This is a genomic window from Cyclobacterium sp. SOCE241 (assembly GCF_056867545.1).
Genome location: NZ_CP149779.1, coordinates 3,455,946 through 3,482,913 on the forward strand (window position 1 = coordinate 3,455,946; position 26,968 = coordinate 3,482,913).

Annotated in this window: 21 protein-coding genes and 3 pseudogenes; 21 read left to right on the plus strand and 3 right to left on the minus strand. The window is 37.5% G+C overall.

The annotated features are described in order from the left end of the window. Positions 1–117 precede the first annotated feature (117 nt). From WG932_RS17195 to WG932_RS17240, 10 genes and pseudogenes are all read left to right on the plus strand, one after another. On the plus strand, positions 118–873 hold the full coding sequence (locus WG932_RS17195; RefSeq protein ID WP_483084790.1) for a carbohydrate-binding family 9-like protein: 756 nt from the start codon (positions 118–120) through the stop codon (positions 871–873). Between the two features lie 274 nt (positions 874–1,147). Next, positions 1,148–2,725, plus strand: coding sequence for an SGNH/GDSL hydrolase family protein (locus WG932_RS17200; protein ID WP_483084791.1), 1,578 nt, complete (start codon positions 1,148–1,150; stop codon positions 2,723–2,725). 181 nt (positions 2,726–2,906) lie between these two features. Continuing rightward, entirely contained in the window at positions 2,907–3,602 is a 696-nt protein-coding gene (locus WG932_RS17205) for a response regulator transcription factor (protein WP_483084792.1), read from the plus strand. After that, a complete protein-coding gene (locus WG932_RS17210; protein WP_483084793.1) occupies positions 3,589–5,061 on the plus strand; it encodes a sensor histidine kinase in 1,473 nt (490 codons plus the stop codon). The genes WG932_RS17205 and WG932_RS17210 overlap by 14 nt, the downstream gene beginning before the upstream one ends. A 404-nt stretch (positions 5,062–5,465) precedes the next feature. Beyond that, the gene (locus WG932_RS17215; RefSeq protein WP_483084794.1) at positions 5,466–6,713 is read left to right on the plus strand and encodes a spondin domain-containing protein; all 1,248 of its coding nucleotides are present in this window, start codon (positions 5,466–5,468) and stop codon (positions 6,711–6,713) included. Between the two features lie 277 nt (positions 6,714–6,990). Then, complete coding sequence (locus WG932_RS17220) at positions 6,991–8,175, plus strand: PAS domain S-box protein (protein ID WP_483084795.1); 1,185 nt, start codon at positions 6,991–6,993, stop codon at positions 8,173–8,175. Then, a complete protein-coding gene (locus WG932_RS17225; RefSeq protein WP_483084796.1) occupies positions 8,145–9,446 on the plus strand; it encodes a PAS domain S-box protein in 1,302 nt (433 codons plus the stop codon). The genes WG932_RS17220 and WG932_RS17225 overlap by 31 nt, the downstream gene beginning before the upstream one ends. Before the next feature lie 55 nt (positions 9,447–9,501). Beyond that, positions 9,502–9,639, plus strand: a pseudogene (locus WG932_RS17230) (PAS domain-containing sensor histidine kinase); the annotation flags it as partial. Between the two features lie 103 nt (positions 9,640–9,742). Next, positions 9,743–10,069: pseudogene (locus WG932_RS17235) on the plus strand (DMT family transporter). A gap of 30 nt (positions 10,070–10,099) precedes the next feature. Then, positions 10,100–10,504: an ACT domain-containing protein gene (locus WG932_RS17240; RefSeq protein ID WP_483084797.1), complete on the plus strand. Its 405-nt coding sequence runs from the start codon at positions 10,100–10,102 to the stop codon at positions 10,502–10,504. A gap of 45 nt (positions 10,505–10,549) precedes the next feature. On the opposite strand, the gene WG932_RS17245 is transcribed toward WG932_RS17240, so the two are convergent. Then, positions 10,550–11,305: an endonuclease/exonuclease/phosphatase family protein gene (locus WG932_RS17245; protein WP_483084798.1), complete on the minus strand. Its 756-nt coding sequence runs from the start codon at positions 11,303–11,305 to the stop codon at positions 10,550–10,552. 763 nt (positions 11,306–12,068) lie between these two features. Between WG932_RS17245 and WG932_RS17250 the strand changes: the two genes are divergently transcribed. The 7 genes from WG932_RS17250 (at position 12,069) to WG932_RS17280 (ending at position 22,164) form a co-directional block, all read left to right on the plus strand. Continuing rightward, positions 12,069–12,470, plus strand: coding sequence for a Fur family transcriptional regulator (locus WG932_RS17250; protein WP_483084799.1), 402 nt, complete (start codon positions 12,069–12,071; stop codon positions 12,468–12,470). A 1-nt stretch (position 12,471) separates the two neighbouring features. Next, positions 12,472–13,371: a carboxypeptidase-like regulatory domain-containing protein gene (locus WG932_RS17255; RefSeq protein ID WP_483084800.1), complete on the plus strand. Its 900-nt coding sequence runs from the start codon at positions 12,472–12,474 to the stop codon at positions 13,369–13,371. After that, complete coding sequence (locus WG932_RS17260) at positions 13,260–14,885, plus strand: TonB-dependent receptor domain-containing protein (RefSeq protein ID WP_483084801.1); 1,626 nt, start codon at positions 13,260–13,262, stop codon at positions 14,883–14,885. Before WG932_RS17255 ends, WG932_RS17260 begins: the two co-directional genes overlap by 112 nt. Positions 14,886–14,901: 16 nt before the next feature. Beyond that, a complete protein-coding gene (locus tag WG932_RS17265) occupies positions 14,902–15,438 on the plus strand; it encodes a DUF4625 domain-containing protein (RefSeq protein ID WP_483084802.1) in 537 nt (178 codons plus the stop codon). Between the two features lie 651 nt (positions 15,439–16,089). Continuing rightward, entirely contained in the window at positions 16,090–16,962 is an 873-nt protein-coding gene (locus tag WG932_RS17270; protein ID WP_483084803.1) for a FecR family protein, read from the plus strand. 88 nt (positions 16,963–17,050) lie between these two features. Then, on the plus strand, positions 17,051–20,449 hold the full coding sequence (locus WG932_RS17275; RefSeq protein WP_483084804.1) for a SusC/RagA family TonB-linked outer membrane protein: 3,399 nt from the start codon (positions 17,051–17,053) through the stop codon (positions 20,447–20,449). A 14-nt stretch (positions 20,450–20,463) separates the two neighbouring features. Beyond that, positions 20,464–22,164, plus strand: coding sequence for a RagB/SusD family nutrient uptake outer membrane protein (locus WG932_RS17280; protein WP_483084805.1), 1,701 nt, complete (start codon positions 20,464–20,466; stop codon positions 22,162–22,164). Between the two features lie 197 nt (positions 22,165–22,361). On the opposite strand, the gene WG932_RS17285 is transcribed toward WG932_RS17280, so the two are convergent. After that, on the minus strand, positions 22,362–23,273 hold the full coding sequence (locus tag WG932_RS17285; protein WP_149392111.1) for a helix-turn-helix domain-containing protein: 912 nt from the start codon (positions 23,271–23,273) through the stop codon (positions 22,362–22,364). Position 23,274: 1 nt separating this feature from the next. Beyond that, on the minus strand, positions 23,275–23,760 hold the full coding sequence (locus WG932_RS17290; protein WP_483084806.1) for a hypothetical protein: 486 nt from the start codon (positions 23,758–23,760) through the stop codon (positions 23,275–23,277). Positions 23,761–24,361: 601 nt separating this feature from the next. Here WG932_RS17290 and WG932_RS17295 point away from each other — a divergent pair. The 4 genes and pseudogenes from WG932_RS17295 (at position 24,362) to WG932_RS17310 (ending at position 26,943) form a co-directional block, all read left to right on the plus strand. Next, a pseudogene (locus WG932_RS17295) lies at positions 24,362–24,693 on the plus strand (ArsR/SmtB family transcription factor). A gap of 152 nt (positions 24,694–24,845) precedes the next feature. Then, entirely contained in the window at positions 24,846–25,403 is a 558-nt protein-coding gene (locus tag WG932_RS17300) for an arsenate-mycothiol transferase ArsC (RefSeq protein WP_483084807.1), read from the plus strand. A 5-nt stretch (positions 25,404–25,408) separates the two neighbouring features. Then, positions 25,409–25,591, plus strand: coding sequence for a hypothetical protein (locus WG932_RS17305; protein WP_483084808.1), 183 nt, complete (start codon positions 25,409–25,411; stop codon positions 25,589–25,591). 5 nt (positions 25,592–25,596) lie between these two features. Further along, positions 25,597–26,943 (plus strand): protein-disulfide reductase DsbD family protein, encoded by a 1,347-nt coding sequence (locus tag WG932_RS17310; protein ID WP_149392114.1) that lies wholly within the window; start codon positions 25,597–25,599, stop codon positions 26,941–26,943. Positions 26,944–26,968: the final 25 nt, after the last annotated feature.

Genomic DNA, 26,968 nt, shown 5'->3' on the forward strand with positions numbered 1-26,968 from the left:
TTATGGCTCATGTTTAAGATCACCAAATTTTCAGGGGGTCCTTGATAGAACGTTTCTGATTACTTGGATATTAGCGTTGCTCCTCCATCAGGGTTACTTATAAAAAAATAGTAAAAATTGTCAAACATCATTAATCAACAAATGCAACTAAAATATTTACTAATACTTGCCACATTTGGCCTATTCACACACTGTGCTGAAAAATCTGCATCTGAATTTACACTTGAGGCAAGCTATGCCTCTACAGCTCCAATAATTGACGGCAAAGTCAATGAGCCAATTTGGCAACAAGCCAAACCAATACGCCTGAAAAATAATCGTACGGGAAAGGAAGTTCAAGAATCAGCACTACAGACACATGTCAAGGCATCCTACGATGACAAAAGCTTGTATTTCTTGTTTGAATGTAAAGACCCGGATATTTGGGCAGAATTTACCCAGCGAGACGAATACTTATGGAAAGAAGAAGTCGTTGAGGTTTTCATTGATGTAGATGATGAGCCTAAAACCTATGTTGAAATAGAAGTCTCTCCTGCCAATACCTTATTCGACAGTTATATTGTGGATCCTGAAAATATTGATGTTCCGGCCACAGCTAAATTCAACTTGCCAGGTATTCGAACAGGTGTAACTGTACAGGGAACACTTAACAAGCGTGATGATGAAGACAGCAGTTGGACCGTAGAAATGGCCATCCCTTTTGAAGATCTAGCCAATTCAAAAACTGCCAAAGTAGGCCCTGATACAGAAATTAAACTTAATTTCTATCGATTGGATAAAAACAAAGGCAAGGAATTTGCCGCTTATGCCTGGTCTCCTACTGGCAAAAGTTTTCATAAACCTTCAGTATTCGGAAAAATAGTATTTAAATAAATGTTCTCGGAGAACATATTTGGTCAACCCCTTTCTCTAAGAATAAGTTTTTACTATTTGGCGTTGATTTAACTTAAGAAAATCACCTCCATAATTAATCAAAACAAAAGTGCACAAAACAGGAAGAATTTTTAGTTTAAAATTTTAATGCTATAAATTAATTGCCGGCTATAAAACTATTGATTAGAAGAAATATTATACAATTAACTATAATCATGCAACGCGAAATAAGTTTGTACAAACCACTTATGAATCTAAAAAAATTAAAAGCCCTATGAAATTAGCAATTCTATCAATTCTTGTCCTTTTTATTTCTAACGGATTTGCTCAAAATGATCCTGTCTGGGACAATACCCAAATTGAGAATTGGCCGGAAGAATGCACCAAAACAACGATCACCTCCAGTATGGATGGGAAAAAACAGCCAGCCATTTTTTATGCTGCAAAAGAACCCAATCGCCCATTGATTGTCAGCCTCCACACTTGGAGTGGCAATTATGAGCAAGAGGATTTACTAATACAAGAGATTATTAAGAGGGATTTCAATTATATACACCCTGATTTCAGGGGGCCAAACAAAACTTATGAGGCTTGCGGAAGTGAGTTTGTTATTCAGGACATTGAGGATGCGATAGCTTTTGCGATCGAAAAAGGTAATGCATCCATGAATGATATTCATGTAATTGGCACGAGTGGTGGTGGCCATGCTACACTATTAACCTATATGAATACGGATTTTCCCGTAAAAACATTTTCAGCCTGGGTTCCAATTTCAGATATAGAAAAATGGTATTATGAATCGGAAGGAAGGGGAAATAAATATTCAAGGGATATTGCCTTATCCACTGTAAAAGATGCTGCATTTGATAAAGATAATTACCATCTCGATGAAGATGAAGCCATTAAGAGGTCTCCAATCCATATGCCAACGCCTATAGAGAAACGTAAAAACAGCAAACTTTATATCTATGCAGGAATCCATGATGGGTACACGGGTTCTGTGCCCATTTCACAATCATTGGATTTTTACAACAAGGTAGTTGCAGACTATGACACTTTAGAAAAGGATGCCTTGATTCCTCAAGCAGACATTAAAGAACTGCTGGCATCCAGAAACTTTGTGGCAACCAATAAAGATAGCATTGCGGACCGGTTAATTCATTACCGGAAGACTTACAAAGATTTATTGAAAATAACCATATTTGAAGGCTCCCATGAATGCCTTACAAGCGTGGCTTTGGACCACATAGAAACAGGCAAAATATTGGCCATCGGAGATTCAAATGGGGCTAAAGAAAATGGCTGGGTAGATCAATTGAGAAAAGCACAATTTGAGGATTTTATCTTCAATGCCAGCATCTCCGGAAACACCATCGGTTTTGATAACAATGGTCAAGAAAAGTTAAACACCCTAACCAATTTAGACAGGTATATGGAAGGGGCAGAAAAAGCTTTACGTGGACTGGACAAGGTGGTCATTATGCTAGGTACAAACGATTGCAAGGCAGTTTTTGAACCTAGGAAACATGAAATTCCCGAAAACATGGATCGCTTGTTAAAAGCCATAAAGTCACATACTGTATACCATCAATACAAACCTCAGATTTATGTTGTTTCTCCCCCTCCTTGCGGAGAAGACGATATAATGAAAGAAAAATACCATGGTTCTTCTGAAAGGGTCAAGTGGCTTATCCCTCAATTCAAAATGGTGGCAGAGAAAAATGACTGCACTTTTATAGATATTCATACACCATTGGCACCTCAGTGGGCCTCTTTAGCTAAAGATGGTATTCATCCTGAGGAAGAAGGGCAAGTAATACTCTCCAAAATCATCTTCAATTATACCAATTAAAAAATTAACTGAAACACTACTTTTACTTATTATTGAAACCCTTAATTTCCTTCTTTTAATAGAGAAAATCGTTCCAAATCTAAACACCAGGTTGCTTTTTAAGCCTGATTTTAACACAGTTACCTTTCAATAAATCTATTTTGTGAAAGTTTTGTGATAATTTTTTTCAATATTGTAGTATGTGCGAAAAAAGATACTGCTAATTGAGGACGATAAGGACATTGCTGAATTGGTAGCCTTGCATCTTAGCAACTTAGGGTATGAGGTGGAGTGTGTCAATAACTTTACTGAAGGAATGAAACGTTCTCTTGAAAACCACTACCTGCTCATTTTATTGGACTTGATGCTCCCTGATGGAGACGGATTAGATATTTGCCACAAATTAAGAAGAGAGAAAATACAAACACCAATAGTAATGCTCACTGCCAAGACTGAAGAAATCGATAAGGTCTTGGGCCTGGAATCAGGCGCAGACGATTACATTAGCAAACCATTTAGCATCAGAGAGTTTATTGCTAGAATAAAAGCAATAATTCGCCGTAGTGCTATATCCATTATTGAAAATGAGGAGGATATTTTTCAGTTTGATGAATTGGTAATTAACATCTTTAAGCGCAAGGTAACTATTCATGACAACCCTATAGAATTAACAAAAAAAGAATTTGAATTGCTTTATTTTTTAGCCAAAAACAAAGGCGTTACCTATTCGAGGGAAAAGCTGCTAAACATCATTTGGGGTTATGAGTACAGTGGCTATGACCATACTGTAAATTCCCATATTAACCGCTTGCGTGCGAAAATCGAGCAAACTCCAAATAAACCCAAATTCATTTTAACCTCTTGGGGTGTAGGTTATAAGTTCAATGATGAATTATAAGTTCTATGAAAAAATTTCCAACAGCCTATTTTGGCGCTTGTCCCTATTTTTTCTAATTATCCTACTCATTATTTCTGGAGTATATATTTACACGACCCATAATTCATCATTGATTTATTCCCAAGAAACTTCACAAAAACTAAACAGACCGCTTGCTGAAAGGGTAGCCAAGTTCACCCAACCATTTATCAATGGATCAATCAATGAAAAGGAGGTAGAAGACTTGTTCCACAATGTGATGGTTTTAAATCCTTCTGTTGAAGTTTATTTGCTTGATAAGGCAGGGGAAATACTTAGCTATTATGCCCCTTTTGGTCAAGTAAAACTTGACCGGATTGACCTTAGCCCTATTCATCGATTTATTAATGATAAAGAGGCATTTATTAAAGGGGAAGACCCAAGGAATCCCGGAATTCAAAAAATATTTTCAGCTGCTAGTATTGAAAACAATGAACAAATTGTTGGATATATTTATATCATTTTAGCAAGTGAAGAGTACACTAGTGTAACAGATATGCTTGCCCATAATTATCAGATCAAATTGGCAACCAAGGCAGTAATCATCACATTCTTAACTGCAATAATCATCGGTTTGATCGTGATATGGTTCCTTACCAAAAATGTGAATAAAATAAGTGTTGCAGTAAATCGATTCAAACAAGGTGACCTCAAAGCCCGCATTCGTTTACAATCAAAAGGTGAGTTATCTGTTTTGGCAAATAACATAGACGCAATGGCAGACACCATCGTCAACAATATCAATGAAATTCGTTCGGTTGAAAAGCTTAGGAAAGAATTAATTTCCAACATCTCCCATGACCTCAGAACACCACTTACCTCTATTCAAGGGTACGCTGAAACCTTGGTTTTACTCGAAGAAAAGTTGGATAAAAAAACGAAGATCAAATATTTAAACACCATCCTTTCCAGTACACAAAGGGTAAAAAATGGTAGAAAATCTTTTGAGATTTCAAAACTAGAAGCCCACCAAGTGGAAACTAAAAAAGAAACCTTTTCCATTAATGAATTGCTTTCTGACATGGTTATGAAATTTGATTTAATGGCAAAAAGCAAATCCATCAACTTTAAGATTAACATGGCTGAAGACAACACCATGGTTTTTGCAGACATAGCTTTGATGGAAAGAGTTTTTCAAAACCTTTTAGAAAATGCCCTGAATCACACCCAATCAGGTGGAACAGTACTTATTTCCATAGAGAAAAAACACAGATCCTCCATTGAAATTACAATAAAAGATACCGGTGTTGGTATTTCCTCCGAGGAGTTGCCCTATATTTTTGATCGGTATAAAAAAGGAGCTTATGGAACGCACAAAGGTACCGGATTGGGTCTTGCTATTGTTAAAAAGATTCTAGAATTGCATAAGTTAGACATCAAAGTGGAAAGCGAGATGAATGTAGGTACTTCGTTTTCCTTCAAACTCCCCGTCTATTCTTAAAAATTGATTTTTTTGTGATCCTTTCGTGATATCCTATTACTTATTTTGATCAAACAAAATAAGAACCTTTACCACAATGAGAAAGCCCTTTATTCTAAAATATTCCATCTCACTTATTCAAGTGACAACCAACTGGAATGTTTAAAGCCGGATTATGCAAAGGGATTTCCTGAGCTTTCTCAGGAATTGAGCTTTCCACTAGAAATTCAACCTGTTGGTATTGATCCAATCATTTAATAAAAGGTCTATTGGATATTTCTGATTAAAGGCTGGTCTTTGGCCATTGGTTAGCCCCATTAAACTAACCCCAAAGACAAGGGGTTTCTTATCCTTTTCTATATAGCTAAAGGTGGGTACCCAATGGTTTGCCCAATAAATCAATTCTTAACCAAAAACATATTACCATGAAAAATGTAAGATTATTTAGCTTTTCAGCCATTATCGCTTCATTAGTGATGCTCAATGGATGCGACACAAAGGAAGATGAAATGCCGGAAACAATGAGCAGTGAGTTCACTGTTACTATCGAGAATATTTTTGAAGCCAAAGATTTCTTTAATACCGGAACAACCGGGTTAATTACTCCGGGAAATAGTGAAACTTTCAGTTTCAATGCTGGCATTGGGCACAGTTTAAGTTTTGCGACAATGCTTGTTGAATCCAACGATTTATTTTACTCCCCTGATGAAAATGGAATCCCATTATATGATGAAGATGGGAATCCTGTCACAGGAGATGTTAGCACCATGATTTCATTATGGGATGCGGGTACCGAAATAAATGAAGCTCCAGGAACAGGCCCCAATCAACCAATGAGACAAAGTGAGATGAACTCTGGCCCTTCTGAAAACAACCCGGTAAACATAGTTAATGATGCCTTTAATTATCCTTCAACCCAAGAAAGTATCAAAGTAGAAATTGCCCATGATGGAGGTACGATGTTTACCATTTCCATTACCAATACTTCAGAAAACACCGAATTGCCTTCTCCTTTTGCCCCGGGTGTCTGGGTCATTCATAACCTTGATCAAATGCCAATTTTCTCAATCAATGAAATAGCAGGAATTGGTTTGGAACCCTTGGCTGAGGATGGAGATAATTCTATTTTAAATACTGAAGTAATGAACAATACAGGGTTCTTTTCCCCTCTAGCACCCGGTGCTTTTAGTATAGGTACTGACAACACAATTTTTATGAACGGACAATCCGCAGGGGCAGCATTGGAAAGTTTAGCTGAGGATGGAGATGCCTCAGGCTTTGACAATGTCTTCAATACACCGATTGGAATGACTTCACCTGGCCCCTTGCTTCCGGGAAGCGCTTATTCTTTTACCTTCACTGCAGAAAAAGGAGACAAACTATCTTTTGCAAGTATGTTGGTAGAATCAAATGATTGGGTTATAGGGACAGATAAGTTGGAGTTATTTTCAAATGGTATGGCCATTTCAGGTGAGATTACCGGCGATGTCTATTTATATGATGCCGGAACCGAAGAGGATGAATACGCCGGTGCAGGTAATAATCAACCTTTGAGACAATCCGAACCAAATACAGGTATTGATGAAGAAGGTATTATTAGTATGGAAGCTAATCCTTCTGATAATATTCCATCCATAACTGAGATGGTAAGGGTCACTATCTCTCCGATGTAAAAAGCCTTAATTAGCTTATAAGCCGAAGTATCCGCTTTCGATCGGTACTTCGGCTTTTTAATTTCAAAAGAATGAATCCACCGGAAATTAGAGAATTCAATCTTATTAATAATATGATGACTATTATTTTTTTATCTTAATTACAGTCTACATCCCGACATTGAAACCACTAATAAACCACTCTTCCTTAATTTTATCCGTTTGTACTGCGCAATTGTGACAACCTATTTGTATATTCAAATACAAATCGCATTATTATTTAAAACGATTCTTAATTATGTCATTTTCCAAAGACGCAATAGGTATTAAAGCTGCAAATCAAATACCTGAATCATTGGTCTATTGGGATACTAATGAAGTTTGTCAATTTGCTAACACTGCATTTTTAAAATGGCTTGGTAAATCCTCCGAAAAGGTAATTGGTAAACTAACCCTTAGAGAAGCATTAGGCCAAAGTTATCAGGAGCAAATCCGCCATTTAATGGGGGTATTAGCAGGTAATCCGCAAAAATTCACCTTTAAGATAAATAATGAAAGTGAGGAATCGCATTATCTTTTCGTCAGCTATACTCCCGATGTTGAAAATGATAAATTAATAGGATTCACAGCTTACTACTCTCAGAAAACTGAAATCAATAAAATTACTGAGGTGAAACCTACTTCAATAAATCTCCATGAAAATATTCTTGAGTTTGCTCCGGATGCCATTGTTATAATCAACAGTTCAGGGACCATACTATATGTTAATCAACAATTTGAAAATATTTTCGGGTATGCTAATCATGAAGCAATTGGCCAGGAAATAGAGTTTTTACTCCCGGAAAAATTGAGGGAAAAACACAAATCTCACATCAAATCTTTTTTTCGCTCATCCAATTTCAGGCCCATGGGGAAAGGGTTGGAATTATTTGGACAGAGAAAGAATGGAGAAAATTTCAATGTTGAAATAAGCCTTATACCCGTCCTATCCAATGGAGATTCTTTAGTAATGGCTTCCATAAGAGATGTTTCACAACAAACAAGAATTGAGACAGAGCTGGAAGAAAGCAACAAGCGTAATGCCATCTTCATTCAGCAATCACCTTATGCAATAGCCATGTTAGACCAAGAAATGCGGTATATGGCCGTTTCTAAAAAATGGATTAAAGATTATGTCTTGAAGGGTGAAGAAATAATAGGGAAATCTCATTTCAAAATTTTCCCTAACATTGAGGAAGATCGGAAGCAGATTTATCATAGATGCTTGACAGAAAAAAGAATTTTTAAAAAAGAAGAGCTAATAATAGGAGATGACGGGAGCAACAAATGGATTAAATCTGATGTACGCCCTTGGTATGCTTCAGAAAATAAAGTAGGTGGGTTACTCATTCATACTGAAGATATCACAACTATAAAAAATGAAGAGAATGAGAAAAAAGGATTGAAGCCATCTTGGAAAAGACCAACGAAATTTCAAGAATAGGAACCTGGGAATTTAATTTAGAAGAAGAAAAGTTAATCTGGAGTAAGGTGGTTCGTGAAATTCATGAAGTCCCAGAAGACTTTGTACCGGATGTCAATACAGCCATCAATTTTTATAAAGAAGGGAGAAGTCGTGAATTGATAAGTCAAGCGGTTAAACATGCTATAGAAAAAGGAGATTCTTATGATTTGGAGATTGAATTGGTCACTGCAAAAGGAAATGAAGTATGGGTGAGAGCAATTGGACAAGCAGAGTTTATTGGAGGACAGTGTAAACGAATATTTGGTATTTTTCAAGACATCACTTCGGTAAAAAAAGCTGAAATAAAGCTAAATCGTGTCAATGAGGAGTTAAATGCAATGTTAAACTCTGAATTGGTTTCAGTGATCGGCACAGACAATCAAGGTACAATCAATCACTTCAACCGGGGAGCTGAAAAAATGCTTCAATATTCTAGGTCTGAGATGATAGGTAAAAAAACGCCTCAAGTATTTCATACCATAGAGGAAATGGAAAAAGCTAGCGTGGAAATTTCTAGAAAGGTTGGTAGAAAAGTTTCCGGCTTAAGTATTTTTACAGAAATTGCAAACCAGTATGAACATGGTGCTCAAGAATGGACCTATGTTAGAAAGGACGGCAAACATATTTCAGTGCTTCTAGCGCTCACTTCATTAAAAAATAACCAAGGAGAAGTTTTTGGCTTTTTAGGTATCGCTACTGACATTACCGAATTAGTGGAAAATCAAAATAAACTAAAAAAGGCAAATGAAAATCTAGAAGTATTGACTGAAAAACTCACTTCTCAAAACCTTCAACTTGCCAATTTCGCTCACATCACCTCTCATAATCTGAGAGCACCTGCAAATAATTTGAATTCCCTACTCCAATTCTATCATACTAGCGAAGGGCAGGAAATAAAAAGCACCATTATCGAAAACTTTGAAACTGTCAGCAAACATTTAATTAGCACTTTGGATAATTTAGTTGATTTACTAAAAATTCAACATGAGGGTTCCAAAAAAATTGAAATACTGACCTTTAATGAAGTATTGGAAAAGACCAAAGAGATGCTGGTTGGCCATATAATGGAATCAGATGCACAAATAATTGCAGATTTTTCCCAAGCACCAAAAATAACCTTTAACCGTATTTTCTTGGAAAGCATTTTCCTGAACCTTGTAGGAAATGCCATAAAATACCGATCTCCAGATAGGAAACCTATCATTCAATTGCAATCCAAAAAAAGTCTGGTCGAATCCTACTTTCGGTAAAAGACAATGGTTTAGGCATTGACCTAAAAAACACGGAAGAAATTTATTTGGCCTTCATAAAACTTTCCATGAAAACAAAGAAGCCAAGGGAATAGGGTTATTTTTAACAAAAAAACACGTAGAAGCAATGGGCGGCATTATCACAGCCAAAAGTGAAGTAGGGCTTGGAACTACCTTTACCATAAAATTTTAAATCAAAACTAAACGTGGATTTTGTAGATTTGGTAAATCTCGATTTTTTAAGTTTAATAAAGTAAAATTCACTCATCATTTCCGAAATTTGTCTAAAAAAAGAAATGAATTGGATCGTATTGATTTTTGCCGGATTATTTGAAGTAGCCTTTGCTTTTTGTCTAGGAAAGGCCAAAGGAAGTGCCGGAAATGAAATGTACCTTTGGTATGCCGGATTTATCCTTGCCCTTTTTATCAGCATGAGTTTTTTGATCAAGGCAACCCAGTCTTTACCCATAGGAACTGCCTATGCCGTTTGGACGGGAATTGGAGCAGTTGGGACAGTATTGGTGGGGATTTTGGTTTTCAAAGAGCCTGCCACATTTTGAAGAATCCTGTTTCTTACAAGCTTGGTCGGCTCCATTATAGGGCTAAAAGCTGTTTCACATTAAGATTCATAGGATAATCAATCACAGCTCAATATGGCGGAAGAGAAAAATTTAAAAATACTATTAAAAACTATGAACCCTCGACTCAATGAAGGGGAATATGTGTATTGCACAGTGCAAAAAATACCTCAGGTTGATATGGATCAAATATTATTTGTGTTCAAAGAGCAGGAGGGGTTTACCTTGGTCTTGAATAAAAAAGTAGCTGATGAATTATACCTCAACTATTCTTTTGTGGCTTCTTGGATCACGCTTACCGTTCACTCTTCTTTGAAAGCTATCGGTCTTACCGCTGCTTTTTCCAAAGCACTTACAGCTAATAATATTAGTTGCAATGTGGTGACCGGCTATTACCATGACCACCTCTTTGTGGAAATAAAGGATGCTCAGAAAGCAATGGTAACACTAAAAAATTCTCAGAAGAACAGTAACAATTAAATTCTACATTGATTTTTTTCAATGCGAATCTAATGGTTTTGTTATTCAAAAATCCGCAGGAAGGAGTTCTAAAGTCATTAATAGGGGAAGATGGTCGGAGGCCAAATCTTCTTCAATAACGTTGACATCAATGATTTTCCACCTGTTTTCCGGCCGAACTAAAACATAATCAATTTGCTTAACAGGAGAAATGGAAGGTACCGTATATAAAGCCTTTCCAAAATCCGTATTTACCCACCCCCGTTGTTTCAATAAATCTAAAACATCTGATTTAGGGGTCGCATTTAAGTCCCCAGTTAATATTGTAGGAATTTGTTTTTCCCCATCCACATATGTTTCTTCTATTACTCCCACCGAAGCTTTTCGAGCTGCAATGGATCCAACTGTCTCTAAATAGTCAAAGTGGGTGGTGATAAACCTAATTTCTGTTTCCTTTCCTGTTTCTTCCGCTAAACTGATATCGACCGCCATAGCTTCATAACGACTACTACTGGCACTAGGGATTGAAGTATTCCCAAGGTACTTAAAAGGCCTCCTTGAAAGTATGCCATCCCCATAATGAAGCTGACTTTCAGGAACTTCTACACCTAATAAATGGTATAAATTTGGGGGTTCAACTTCAGTAGAAGCTCCAAAAACCCCATGCATACCTGTTAAAGCTGCCAAGGTCCCTACCATAGAAGAATCTGAAACCTCTTGTAAGCCTACGATATCTGGATTTAATCTATTAATAACTTCAGCAATCCTTGCAATATCTTTTTGCGAATCCATTCCAATACCATAGTGGATATTATAGCTCAAAACTTTTAATATCAGCCTATGCTCCTGAGCCATTAATATTTGTAAAGAAAATAGGTAAAACCCAATAAATATAAATAGGAATGTCTTGACCTTTTTTTGCATGGATAATGAATGATTTATAAGTGATAAATATATAAACAATTTAACTCTTGAATCCACCCTATGTTAGATTTTATAAGTTTGGTAGTCATGCCGTACCCCTAAATCTTTATCCAGATAAAAAATTGGAAATATCGGTTCATATTCAACCTGATTATGAAATAAGGTTTTTCCGCCCTGACAGTACAGGGGTGAAGCCCATCCTGTGATTACGGAAAGTGTTGCAATCGCAAGAAAATCAGTCTATTTGGAATTTTAGCATAGCACTAAAAATTAAATTTGACTAAAGCAAAAATAAGTACTTATATACCTATTGCTCCACAACCGCCGAAGTTTAGCAATAATTAACTTATACCTAAAAATGAGAAAAGATTTCATGTGTTCATTAAATAACGCAGCATTATTTTCGTCCAATTTTTTTCAAAACCTATCCATAGAAATAGACTTTAATTCATTGTAAAGTACTTTACCACCCCCCGGCTTTAGCCATAATTGGGCTGAAAAGGGCTTTTTATTAATCATCTTAATTCTAAACTAGGAATAGAGACACTCATGGCTTTGTCAAGCTCAGCCTCCGGTAGGAGGATTGATACTTTTTATTTTTTATTATAAGGAATTATATCTACTTTTGCATCAACGTTGCATATGAAACCTTATTGCATATATGGGTGTAGCTGAAATTTTAAGCTTTCATGATTTAAAAAGAACAAGCTGTCGAGAAGGAATTCTTGAAGTGATGTTGGTTTCAAAGCAAGCTTTGTCTGAAAATGAAATTAGAGAGCAGCTTAATGGGCATTTCGATCGAACCACCTTTTATAGGTCATTTAAAACGCTTGAAGCCAAGAGGATTATCCACAAAGTGGTAATTGACAATCTACCTGTCAAATATGCCTTAGGAAATACCTTAAAACCCAGGAAAAAGCATGCCCATTTCTATTGTAAGGATTGCAACTCAGTAGAATGCCTTAACAATACACCCATACCCACCTACCCCTTACCTGACGGGTACACCTATTCAGACACTGAGGTCATTATCAAAGGATCTTGCGCCAAATGCAACCAATAAAATGAAGAAAAATTTAATGCTAATGCTAACCTTATTCTTGATATTTGGCTATGCCTTCAGTCAATCTAATCAGGAATTAAAAGGCATTGTTACTGATAAAGAAAATAAACCGTTAAAAGGAGCCTTTGTTAAATTAAATGAGCCAAATAAAGGTACCATTACAAACGATAATGGGGAGTTTATAATTTCAGGTTTACAAAAAGGTACCTATGAAATTAACATTAGATTTCTGGGGTATGAAAATCTTACTAAAACAGTTACCCTTCCGACAAACAATCTTCCTCGGTTCAGTCTAAGTAAAACCCCAATTAGCCTTCAAGAGGTCATCGTCACTGATAACCATGCACTAAATCGTAAAAAAGAAGAATCTTTAGCCATTGAAATAGTAAATGAGGATTACCTTAAGCAAAACCTTGGTGGTAGCCTAATGAAATCCCTTGAAAGACTGCCCGGAATTTCTACCATTGATATTGGTTCAGGCCAATCAAAGCCTGTAATTAGAGGGTTGAGTTTTAACCGCGTAGTGGTGGTTGAAAACAATATCAAACATGAAGCCCAACAATGGGGAGCAGATCATGGACTTGAAATTGACCAGTACGCTGTAGATTATGTTGAAATTATTAAGGGACCTGCTTCTCTAATGTATGGTTCTGATGCCATCGGTGGTGTTATTGACATGAAGAACAATAAGCTTCCGGAGAAAAATACTATCAGTGGCGCAGTAGATATTTCCGGGAAGACAAATAATGATTTTATAGGCACTTCAGTTTCTTTAGAAGGAAGAAAAGATTGTTTTTTGCTTCCCTCACTGCAACCTTACTCGACTATGGGGACTTTAGAGTGCCTACTGATAGCGTTGATATTTACAATTACCGTGCTGCATTGCACGACAATTATATGAGAAACACGGCCGGGAATGAGCAAAATTTCCACCTTTCTTTCGGCTTAGTGAAAGACAAAATCCAAAGCCGATTTTATTTAAGCAATGTGAACAGTAAAAGTGGATTTTTTGCCAATGCTCATGGATTAGAACCTAGAAATGTAGACACCGATGTTCATGACCGCTCAAGCAGGGATGTTCAATATCCTTTTCAAAAAGTAAACCACCTTAAAATAATCAATAACACAACGATATGGCAAGAAAAGTCAAGATTGGAGTTTGACCTGGGATACCAACAAAATCATAGAGAAGAATGGAGCCAGTATGTACAACATGGCTATATGCCGGCAATTTTTCCGGATACACTGGACTTTGATATGGATTTGGAACGAAAATTCATTAAAGACATCTATTCTGCAAATGCTAAGTTTTTCTTCGAACCGACAGATAAAACGCAGCTAAACGCAGGAATCAATGGTGAATACAAAGAAAACCAAATAAATGGACGGGGGTTTATCATCCCCGCTTACCGTCAATTAAATATTGGTGGTTTTGTTTTTGGCCGGCATGAACTTTCACCAACCAAGCAATTGCAGGCTGGAATGAGGTATGATTATGGAAGAATAAAGACCTTCTTTTATTTTGATTGGTTCCCCTCTCCAATAGATGATGCGGTCGATCCGGAAAACAATTTTCTTCAAAGAGCTGCCACAATCAATCGATCATTCTCTAATTTCACATGGTCTTTGGGCTATAATTATAACCCCGGAAAATGGAATTATAAAGTTAATATAGGCAAGAGTTTCCGGATGCCTATCCCTAAAGAACTTGCAGCCAATGGTGTAAATTATCATCGTTTTAGTTATGAAGTTGGTAACCCTGATTTATCCCCTGAAATGGCTTACCAATTGGACTTAGGCATTGAATTTGGGTCGGAAAAATTTGCAGCCGGTGTATCACCGTTTGTCAATTATTTTTCCAACTATATTTACTTAAACCCAACCTCTGCGCATGACCGCTTGTATGGGAATGGCAACCAAATTTTTCGCTATACAGAAAGTCAGGTATTGAGATATGGAGGAGAATTTCATTCCCACTATGAATTACAGGACTGGCTCCAGCTAGGCCTAATAGGCGAATACATCTATTCCAGACAATTGTCCGGAGAAAAAGAAGGCTATACACTCCCCTTTTCCCCACCTGCATCTGCCATTATAAATCTTAAATACCACGGAAAAACATTGGGCCGAATAGAAAAACCTTACTTATCGGTGGATTATAAAATCACTTCAGCCCAAACCAACATCGTTCCTCCCGAAGTAATCACAAATGGATACCAAGTCTTCAATCTTGGCATGGGAGGAGAAGTTAATCTTTATAAACAAAAGGTCAACCTTTCTTTTCAGGTACAGAACCTCTTGAATAAAAAGTACTTTAACCATACCAGTTATTACCGACTAATAAATGTCCCGGAACCGGGAAGAAACTTTATAGTCAATATGAACATCCCTTTTCATTCAACCAAAACACTATAAACAAGCACTACAAACCATGAAAAAATATATCTCATTTACCCCTAATTTAACATCCTTTAGTTTGAAACCGTTGATAAAATATGGCTTGTTTGCCATGGTCTTAATTGTCTCAATATCTTGTGATTCGGCAGACGAAACAGACACCGAAAAACCTGTAATAGACCTTTCTATGACTGATGCTTTCCCCACCAGTTGTGCTACCATTTACTTTGATGAACCATTCAATTTTAAAGCCTATTTTTCCGACAATTTTGCTTTAGGCTCCTATAGCATTGACATTCACAATAATTTTGACCATCACTCACACAGTACTGAAGATGATGACTGTACCCTTGATGACAAAAAGACAGCTACAAATCCATATGTATTTATAAATGATTACGAAATCCCTGAAAACTCGTCTTCTTATGAGGCAAACCTTACCATGACTATCCCTTCGAGTGATGCATCCGAGTTATTTCAAGAAGGAGACTACCATTTTTACATTAGCTTAACGGATAAAGAGGGCTGGTCAACGCACAAAGGCTTAAGTATTAAAATATTACACAAATAGCATCCATCCTCCAAAATATAAACTATTAAAGGGGAAAGAGGGTTTAATCACTTCTCCTCTTTCCCTTACAAATTATTTACCTCTCCTATTGGTATCGCATCAATACAGCCTTATTATTCATTACTTCTCTATTCCGTAATAGGATCCCCCTACCGGTCAATTGTTGATTTCAATTACAGAACAATTATTCAAAAAACTCAAGAAGTCTAATCCCCTAGGGTTTTGACTGGAAAACCCGTGGTCATTCAAACCATTTTTTCTATAGGCCCCAGTCTCAAAACATCAGCAAAATTTGTCTATTATCCAGACCTGCAACGGTTAATTTTTGGCTAATAAAACCGATAATCTATAATTAGCATAGCCCAATCCCGCTCTATAAAATTTCAGTGTTCGCGAAATTATTCAAAAAAATTCATCTTGTAAACACTTGTCTATAAACAACTTAAAACTTAATTACAAAAATTAACTTGACCCCATTACGTAAATCATCCTTTTGATGTTTTTAATAACAAAGAAATATTATTTTGAAGAAGGAATTAGTAATAAAGTTTTTACGGGGAAAGTGTCCGCCTACCGAAGAACAGGAACTGTACCAATCGCTGGAAAATCCGGATGAAAGGAGACTGTTCAGTAAATTGATGGAGGAAGAAATTGAAAATACCTCCCCTTGCAAATGACCTTACTGATTACACAGGCTTGTTGGTGAAAATCCACCAAAGGGTAAAGCTGCCAAATTCTAATAAAAAGCCTACGGTGAAATTATTAACCGTAAAAAGCTTGAAGATAGCTGCAACTCTTTTTATGATTCTTTTTTCAGGCTACTTTTTATCTCAGCCTTGGTTGAAAAATCAAGATAAAGCAAAATGGACAGCCGATGCATTAAAAATTTATGAACGAACCACAGGGATAGGAGAAAAGCTAACCCTTACAATGCCGGATGGGACGAGAGTAATTGTCAATTCAGAATCTACCATACAATTCAGTTCAGCATACGGTCATGAGGAACGGCGTATAACATTGAAGGGTGAGGCATATTTTGAAGTTGCTCCTGATTCCTTAAAACCTTTTTTTGTGAATGCCGGGGAAGGCATTACTCAGGCATTAGGTACGGCATTTAATGTTTCTACGAAAGATGATCGTTTTCAAGTAGCCCTGGTAGAAGGCAAAGTAAAAGTTGCCATAGGCCAAAATTCTACACAATTAAACCCCGGTCAAATGGCTGTATGGAAGCATGCCAAAAACACTGCTGAAATTAGGGTTAAACAATTTAATATAGAAGAAATCACTGCATGGAAGGAAGGGAAGCTTAACTTAAAAAATACAGCACTTGGAAAAATATTGAAAGACTTGGGTCACCGATATGGCGTCTCATTTGAAATCGATCCTGATTTAGATTTAAAACAGCGGATTTCAGGTGCCTTTGAAAACAAAAATCTAATAAATGTGCTCACAGGGTTAAGCTTTTCTACAGCTTTTACCTTTGAGATAAACGAAAAACAAGTAATACTAACCAAACGCCTATGAAAAAACAAAAACAGGGTAAACACTCCATCGCCAAATGAACCTATTTACCCTGAATGATTTAAGTAATACACCTAAAACAACTAAAATTATGAAAAGAAAATTACTTTACCTTATAAAAATGGTATCGAAAAACATTTTGTATGGTCTGGTGATCCAGTGCCTACTCATGTCTACATTAATGGCACATGATATCAGCGCCCAAATTAGACCAATAGACAAAACCTATATCCAGATGGAACGGACGGAAGGCAAGCTTCTAGAAATATTTGGTGACATTGAAGCTAGGTCGGATTACAGGTTTGTTTATCCGGAAGAAATAGTTGAGTTTAAATCTCAAATTACTGTAAAAGATCAACTACAGTCAGTAAGCGATATCTTGGTGGATGTAGGATTAACAGCTCGCTTGCGATTCAAGCAAGTGGACAACACCATATATGTTGCAAAACTCAACAGTAGTGAAGGCCAGTCTTCAGATGAGATGGCAATCATCAGTGGTAAAGTGACCGATGAAAGAGGAGATCCTATTCCGGGAGCAACCATATTGGTGGAAGGGACAAATAATGGAACTGCCACAGATATTGATGGGCAATACCAAATTGATGTAGCTGAGGGAGCAGTCCTGGTTTTTTCCTTTATCGGTTATAATAGCCAAAGGATCGAAGTTGGAAACCAACAGACGATAAATGTGGTATTATTAGAAGACGCCACCTCTCTAGATGAAGTCGTAGTAATAGGCTACGGTACACAGAAAAAAGTAAATTTAACAGGTGCGGTATCTTCAATTGATGTTGGAAAAGAAACAGAGACCCGCCCCATTACCTCTCTTTCTTCCGGTCTTTCAGGTTTAGCCGCCGGTTTGTATGTCAATCAAGGAAGTGGTCGCCCTGGAAATGACGGAGCCACACTAAGGGTCCGGGGACAAGGAACACTAAACAATGCAAACCCACTAATTATTATAGATGGGGCTGTTGGCAACATGAATCACCTTAACCCTCAAGATGTTGAAAGCATTTCCGTTTTAAAGGATGCAGCTTCTGCTGCAATCTATGGGTCAAGAGCGGCAAATGGGGTGATTTTAATCACTACTAAGCAAGGAGCAGCTGGAGAGTTTAAAGTGAATTACAACACCTTCTTCTCTTCTGCCCAGCCATCAAATGTGGTGGAGACAGTTTCCAATTATGCAGACTATATGGAGTTAATAAATGAAGGATTTAAGAATTCTGACCCCAATGCAAATCCAATATTTTCTCAGGAAAAAATAAATGAATGGCGTGAAAATGAAGGTGGTGATCCATTGAAATACCCCAACACTCAATGGGTAGACGAAGTTTTTCAGAAAAACATTGTACAAAATCACAACTTATCGTTTTCCGGCGGAAGTGAAACAGTTAAATTTTTTGGATCATTTGGTTATTTAGACAACCCGGGGATCATTGAGCGCTCCGGATATGAAAGGTATACTGCCAGAATAAATTTAGAAGCAGAGGTCAAACCTTGGCTGACCTTAGGCACTCAACTAAATGGAGTAGTGGCGAATACGGATATTGGTACCAATCAAATTGGTTCGGTTTTTCAATATGCCGGAGCAAGCACTCCAGGCATGGTTCTCCGTGCTCCTGATGGCCGCTATGGTGGTCCAAACAATCCAGAAGATGACCCACAAGCCAATAATGTGTTGCATAACCTGAACAGCCAAAGGGGTGACATTAAACACAATAAGCTAAATTCCAGGTTTTATGGAAAACTAAGACCTATCAAAGGTTTGAGTATAGAGGGTTCCTTTAATTACACCTTCGACGATTATTTAGAATATTCTCAACCTGTTTTCAATAATAGATGGGATTTTTATACCAATACCATCTCTCGAAATGCTGTAGGTAGAACTTCTGTAAGAAATAGGAACACAAAATATAATAATTATTTCATGGATGGGGTAGTTCGATATGAGGGTGAAGTAGCGAGCAAGCTTACTTACAACCTTATGGCCGGAGCTAGTCAAGAACATTACACCTATTCATGGTTTCAAGCTAGCAAGTACGATCTAATTGATCCGGCATTGAGTGTATTGGATGCTGCCACCTTAGATGCCGCTGCCAACGGCAATGCTGCTGAATACGCAATGCAATCCTTCTTCGGAAGAATGAACCTATCCTGGGACGATAAATATTTATTTGAAGCCAATATTAGGCGAGATGGAACATCCAGATTCGCTAAAGGAAGCAGGAGATGGGGAGTTTTCCCTTCTTTTTCTGCAGGATGGAGAATTTCTGAGGAAGATTTCTTTAATGCATCTTGGCTTCCTAATCTAAAAGTTAGGGCATCATATGGTTCACTAGGAAACAATGCAGTGGGCAATTATGAATATCAAGCGGTCTACAATGCAGCCAATTATGTTCTGAATAATAACCTGTTTGTTGGCTTTGCCCAAACTGCATTATCAAATGCAGCCTTGACTTGGGAAAGCACTTATATTTCAAATATTGGTTTAGATTTTGACTTGTTTGATTTCAAATTTGGGGGCTCTATAGAGGCCTTCGATAAGGTAACCAAAAACATCCTGATCGATTTACCAGCGCCTCTAGTAGTAGGGAATGCCAGTATTCCTAAACAAAATGCTGCTGAGGTACAAAATCGAGGTATTGAACTCAACTTGAATTACCGCGACCAAGTCGGAGAATTCTCTTATAATATAGGGGGGAATTTTACTTTCGTGGACAACCGCGTAACCCGGTACAAAGGTGAGGAAAGAACAATCAATGGCAGCAACCTTATTCAGGAAGGCTATGCGATCAACACACAATACATCTTGCTTACTGATCGATTGATTCAAACTCAGGAAGACTTGGATATGGTTACCCAGATGATTGCAGATGCCCCTATTGATCCATCTACTGGGAATCAGAGAAATCCATTTGCAGCCTATGGAACCCCGACTTTGGGTGACTTTTTGTATAAAGACACCAACGAAGATGGTGTAATCAATGACGATGACCGGGTGACTGTGGGGCATGGAACAGCTCCTCGTGTTTCTTATGGTATTAACCTTGGCTTCAATTGGAAGGGATTTGACTTTTCTGCCTTACTTCAAGGCACATCAGGACTTCATACTGTATGGAGAGACATCTATAACACCACCGGTGTAAGGTGGGGCTACCAAATCAATCAGGAAATCGCAGAAGGTAGATGGTATGAAGGAAGAACAGATGCCACCTATCCAAGATTACTCAACTATGTAGATTCCAGAAACCTACGTGCTAGCGATTTCTGGTTGCAAAACAAGGCTTATATGAGGTTGAAAAATGTTCAATTGGGCTATACAATACCTAGAGAAATAACCCAAAAATTTAAAGTTGAAACTTTAAGGGTTTATGGAAGCCTTGAGAATTACCTAACATTTACGCAGTACAAGGGATTTGACCCTGAGGTTAGCGGGACGCAGTACCCTACGCTAAAGCAGGCATTGTTAGGACTTAACATATCATTTTAAAAATTCAGGAGAAGATGAAAAATATATTGATTTTATTTTCGCTATTGATCTTGGGCGGGTGTTACGAAATGGATACCCAGCCATTTGATAAGGTAAGTGCCGGAAGTTTTTGGAAAACTGAAGAGCATGCGCTACAAGGTATAATGGGTGTTTATGCGGACATGAAAGATCCTTACCTTTTTGGTTTATATAACATGTTTGACAATGTCTCCGAAATTGCAATAGGCTATGATGGACAAGGACTTGGTAATATAATAAATGGGAATTTTACTGACAGAACGAGTATCGTAGTAAATAGATGGAGGCGTGGGTATGACGGTATCCAACGAGCGAACACAGTCATTAGAAATGTTAGTGAAATGGAAATTGCAGAAGATGTCCAATCCACAGTGATCGGGGAGGCTAAATTTCTAAGGGCCTACTTCTATTTTCATTTATTAAACCTCTTTGGAGGAGTACCATTATACGACGAAAGTGTCGATTTGAATCAGGATTTTAATCAGCTTAAAGCTTCTAGAAGTACAGAGGAAGAAGTTAGGGCATTTATTATTGCCGATCTTGAAGATGCAATCAACCGTCTGCCTACATCCTATCCGCAAGAACATTATGGACGTGCCACAAAAGGAGCAGCTACTGCACTTAGAGGCAAGGTCTATTTGTTTAACAAAGAATGGGAAAAGGCAATTGAAGACCTTGAAGACGTTGTGTATAACACCAAAAACAATTATGGGTATCATCTTCATAACAGTTACCCTGAATTGTTTACTCCTGTAGCTCATTCTAGTGATGAAATGATTTTTTCTATCCAAAATAAAGGTGGTGTAGGCTTTGCCTACGGCATGCCATTGGCATTTTATCTAGGCACAAGGTCCACATTTGGATCATGTTGGAACAATGGTATGCCAAGTACAAGGCTAGCTGACATGTATGAGAATTTAGATGGTACTCCATTTAGTTGGGAAGATCATTTCCCGGGTTTTGAATCCGATAATTCAGTTAAGGAATCAGTATTTCTAGCCTCCCATAATGCCGGAGTTTTCACTTCTTTGCCCGACACGGCAAAATTGGGTGAAATTTATAGAAACAGGGATCCAAGGTTGATGCAAAGCCTCGTGGTACCCTATTCTTGGCAGCTTGGATGGAATGCAAACCAGCCTAGAAATATGCAACTTGTTATCGCCACCGGTGTCAATGAGAATTTTGGTCAAATAAGAAACAATAGAGGATGGCAAACCTATATTTGGCGAAAGTTTGTTCCTGAGGGGAATATGAACGGTGACCTTACTAACCGTGCACATACACCTATAAATTTCCCAATGATTCGATTGGCTGATGTTATATTAATGCTTGCAGAAGCTTATAATGAAACCAATGCATCGAGTAAAGCAATAACAGAAATTAACAAAATTCGGCAACGTTCCGGAATGCCTGGCCTGAATTCAGGGCACCCATCTTTAAATGTGTCAGGAGCTGATGAAGTGAGGGAGCGAATCATTCATGAAAGAGCTGTTGAATTGGCCGGCGAAGGGCATCGGTATTTCGACCTTAAGCGCTGGGGTTTATTGGCTCAGTTTACAGATGGTGTGATTGAGCAAGGTGTAACCGGATCTAATCTTTTTACTCGTGGCTATCAGGATAGACACATTATTTGGCCTATTCCAGCACAAGAAATTGAAATTAATCCTAGTTTGAATCAAAACCCCGGTTGGGAATAATTAAAATTTAAAATCATTTACACCCGGCATGTTTTTTTATAGAAGATATGCCGGGTTTATTTTTTCTTGCCAATCATTAAGTACGGTGGACTATTTAATCTCATCAGGCTGTAAAGGCGGTTAACAAAAATCAACCCTTCCTCAATTCCCCATTAAAGTTGGGAGTTACTGATTTTGGGAATAAATTTTATTGATAATTAATTCATCTTGTATTTTTCCCTGAATTCGGTAGGGCTTATACCTTCTCTCTTCTTAAAAAGTCTCGAAAAATAAGGAGGGTATTCAAACCCCAAATCATAGGCAACTTCTGCAACGGTCTTGTTTGGATTCAATAAGATATTCTTGGCCTCATCTATCAGGTACAATTGCAAATGTTCTGTTGATGTCTTCCCTGTTTCTTTTTTGAGCGTATCACTTAGGTACCGCTGTGAAACCGACAGATTTTCTGCAATGTGTTCAATACTGGGAATTCCCTTTTCTTGCAATTGTCCCGAATCAAAATATTTTTCCAACTCAAGATTAAACTGCTCAAGCAGGTCATTTGAAAGAGCCTTCCGATTGATAAACTGCCTTTCGTAAAAACGATTGGCATACTTCAATAAGGTACTCAATTGAGAAATGATGATTTCCTTGCTAAATTCATCTTGATTGTTCTGATATTCCAGATCAATATTTTCCACGATTGCTTCAATCTGCTTTTCTTCCCTAGGGGAAAGGTGAAGTGCCTCATTGACCGAATAGGAAAAAAAACCACATTTCTTAATCTGATGAGCTAGCTCTGTTCCCTTAATAAAATCTTCGTGAAAGTTGATCGAAAAACCCTTTTGCTCAAACACAACCCTATTATCCCACTGTAAAACCTGCCTTGGGGCGATGAAAAACAAAGCTCCATTGGTGAAGTCATATTTGGTACGCCCATAATTCAAATCACCCTTTACAATTTTTTTGAAACTAATGGTGTAGCAATCGTTGGTAATAGGAGGCGAACTCTCTTTGGGACACGGTAAAAACCCTTCTCCTGTGGCAGAAAAAACGCTTAGCATGGGATGCTCCGGACGAGGAAGCTCCAAGTATTCCAAATAAGCCGATAATGTTTTAAAATGTTGCATCTTATTTATCCAATTCTATTTCTGCTTGCTGTAACTGCTTGTTGTAATCGTCTATCCGAGCATGTGCAGTGCCGTCGATCAACAAAATCACCACTAACATGGCAATGGAAGTAATCATGCTTGCACGCCAAATAGGTGAACTAACAAAAAGAAGTATAAATGCACAGGCCGCAATAATTAATGGGACAGCAGTGAAAACTACATTTTCATATTCTTTTAAAGTATTTTCTGTTCGCTCAAGTTCAGCCGAAACAAAAGCCTTGGCATCTGTATTATAGGCTGATTCAAATTGTGTGATTCTTGCTTTATTTGTAAAAAATAATCCAAGACCAATAATTAATAATAAAGCCCCGGCCACCAAGGTGGGGATGATATAGGCTTTGGCTATTTCTGTTTTCCCCAATTGCCAAAAACTCAAACTAGCCACCATAAATACCACCCCGAAAAAGATGAAAAATGGTGTTGAAAAAGTTCGGCTTTTGCCCAATCTATAGCTGATTTTAAAATATCCATGATATTGAGTTCTAGAGTTTCTCTAATTTATAAATTCCATTTTATACTTTTTGTCTTTTCTAACAATTCCTACAACTTATTCTCGTAGATTTCTTTTGATTATTTGACAAGTTGTTCCATTAGTTTTCCTTATACTAAAAGGCTTATTTCCTTTACCTTTTTTATTTTAATAAGCGGGCAATTTTGTTTCGCGAAGTCTGTTTTAATTAATGATACAAAGATACCGCAGAGGACAAAATTAACTTTACACAGATTTTCAATTCTTGTATACTTTTTGGTAGGCTCTAGCTCTTATCAGCCTTAATCAACTGTCTATTTGAGCTACTAATTACTTGTTTTTACATTTCATGGACAATCCCCTTGACGCTAATCTAAAATATCACTTTAAGGGTATTTAAAAATCCTCCTTTCTAAAACCAACTTTAATGGAATGGTAAAAAGCAATCGTAAGTATTAAAGGTATATTCCAATGTTAAAACAAAATGATTAACAGTCTGAAAATCACCATAAATTTTAACTTAAAATTTTGTGGGATAAAAATCTCATCGTAATATTGCAATGAAATACTATAAAATATGGGTTTAACAAAATCAAATCTATTTACCAAAGAGCAAAATGACCTGGCGCTTGTGGCCAAAGCTTTTGCTCACCCGCAGTAGCCATCATTCACTTTTTAATAAAAACCAATGCATGTGTCAATGGAGACTTAGTACAAGAGCTTGGCTTAGCCCAGCCTACAGTTAGTCAGCACTTAAGAGAACTTAAAGACATAGGAATTATTCAGGGAACTATAGAAGGTCCTAGGGTAAGTTATTGTATCAACCCTACAAAGTGGAATGAAATTAAAGTCTTATTTAACCAAACATTCGAAAAATTTAAAAACCCGATTCAAGGAGATTGTTGCTAAAAAAATTTTACCAACCCTATCGTAATAATGCAATAAGACAATATCGGATTTTATAAAACAAACTAAGGAGTAATTCTTTTAGCAAATAAGCAATAGTGTAACCAAAATAAAACGATCAAAATGAAAAAACCATCTTATCTATCTCCATAACAATGGCATTGTTATCGAGTTGCTCTCAAGGAAACAAAGATCAAGCTGCAAATGACCCTATCAATGAAGTGAATGTTGTTGCAGAGGTCAAAACAGAAAATACTAGCAAACCAAAAGGAGAAGGCATTACCATGTATCCGGAACTAAGTAAATACATCGAAACCGTGAAAGCAGGTATGGAGGCTATACCCCAAGATCGTAAAAATCAACTGAAGAAAATTGCCTTATTTGTTAAGACCAAGAAACAATCCAATGAGGACGCAAATTTAACTTTCATTTGCACCCATAACAGCCGAAGGAGTCATATGAGTCAAATATGGGCATCTACGGCAGCCAACTATTACAATATAGCAGACGGAATCAATACTTTCTCTGGAGGTACTGAAGCCACCGCTTTTAACCCTAGGGCGGTAGCCGCTATGCAGCGAGCGGGTTTTGCTGTGGAAAACCCGGGTGGAGATAATCCTCACTATAAAGTAACTTTTGCAACAGAGGGAGCTGAATTGGAGTGCTTCTCAAAAAATATGATGACCCTACCAATATTAATGAAAATTTTGTAGCCGTCATGACCTGTTCTGAAGCGGACAAAAATTGTCCCTTTATCCCAGGTGCCACTTTGAGAGTTCCCATCCCATACGAGGATCCAAAAATTGCAGACAATACCGATCAGGAAGCTTCAAAGTATGATGAAAGGTGCCTGCAAATTGCTACTGAAATGTTTTACCTTATGTCTCAAGTAAAAGTATAAGATAAATGATGAAAAAATTCTCTATACTTTTAATATTTACCCTTGTAGTAAGCCGGGTACAAGCCCAGTCGGTCTTTGACCAAATGAATAATTGGGTTGGTTCTCAATTGGCTGAAAGCACAGGCATTGGCGCCTATCTTTTTTTATTACTCGGTGGGGTTTTGGCAAGTTTATTACCTTGCGTTTACCCTGTATACCCGCTGACTGTAAGTTTCTTAAGGAATAAAAAAAGCAAGCTGGGCAAATTTGCTCACCCCCTAACCTATTATTTTGGATTGGCCTTAATTTATTTTATTTTCGGACTAATTGCTTCAGTAACAGGAGGAGCTTTCAATGAAATCTTACGCCTTCCATTGGCTAATCTTTCTATCGGGTTATTATTAATTATTTTGGCTTTAGCAACCGTTGATTATTTGCATTTACCATTTTTTGGTGGGCAATTGGACAGTAAACAAGAAGGGCTTGGTGGTACCTTACTAATGGGAGCCGGTGCAGGATTGCTTTCATCAGCCTGCGTCGGACCAATCGTTGTAAGTATCTTAGTAGCTATCGCTTCTAATGTCGATGGAGTAACCATAGGCCTAGCTGCAACAGCAGCTTTTAAAATGATGCTTTTCGGTTTAGGGGTGGGCGTCCCGGTACTGCTCTTAGGTGTATTTGGCTTGGCCCTACCTAAAAGCGGGAAATGGATGCTTTATGTTCAATGGGTTTTCGCTTTATTGATTGGCTATTTTGCCTATGGTTACCTAATTAAAGGGTTCAATGGATTGGGTTTAAGTGATACAGTAGGGTTTTACTTATTTATTGGGTCAGTATTGGTATTTTTGGCTGCCTTCAATCTACAGGAAACTGGGAAAAGCAATCAGCTAAAGACAAAAGTCTCTCTATTTACACTTGCCGGAGTTGTGGGCTTCTTTATTATTGGTGCCAATACTCTTCCGGCAGGAACTACAGCCACAGCGCCAAATCAAATGGCAATAGAAAGTTCTTCTGAGAATATCGAACAAAAGGGAGAACTCACCTGGTACTTAAACAAGGAAGCTGCATATCAAAAAGCTGCTGAAACAGGAAAATTGGTTTTTGTAGATTTTCATGGTGATTGGTGCACCAATTGTAAAGCTTTTCAAAAAAACACACAAGAAGACAAAGCCTTAAACAGTGCTTTACAAAACGCCATTTTGTATAAAGTCTATGATACTTCTCCCGAATTTGAAAAATACCGAAATGATCCTCGATTTCCGGAGCTGAAGGTAGGTCTTCCTTTTTTCCTCATTACTGATGGCACAGGGAATGTTATTTACAAAACAAATGATTATACCAAGACGGAAGAAATGCAATTGTTTCTCAATTGAAGCTAAAAAAGTTATAAAACTTCAA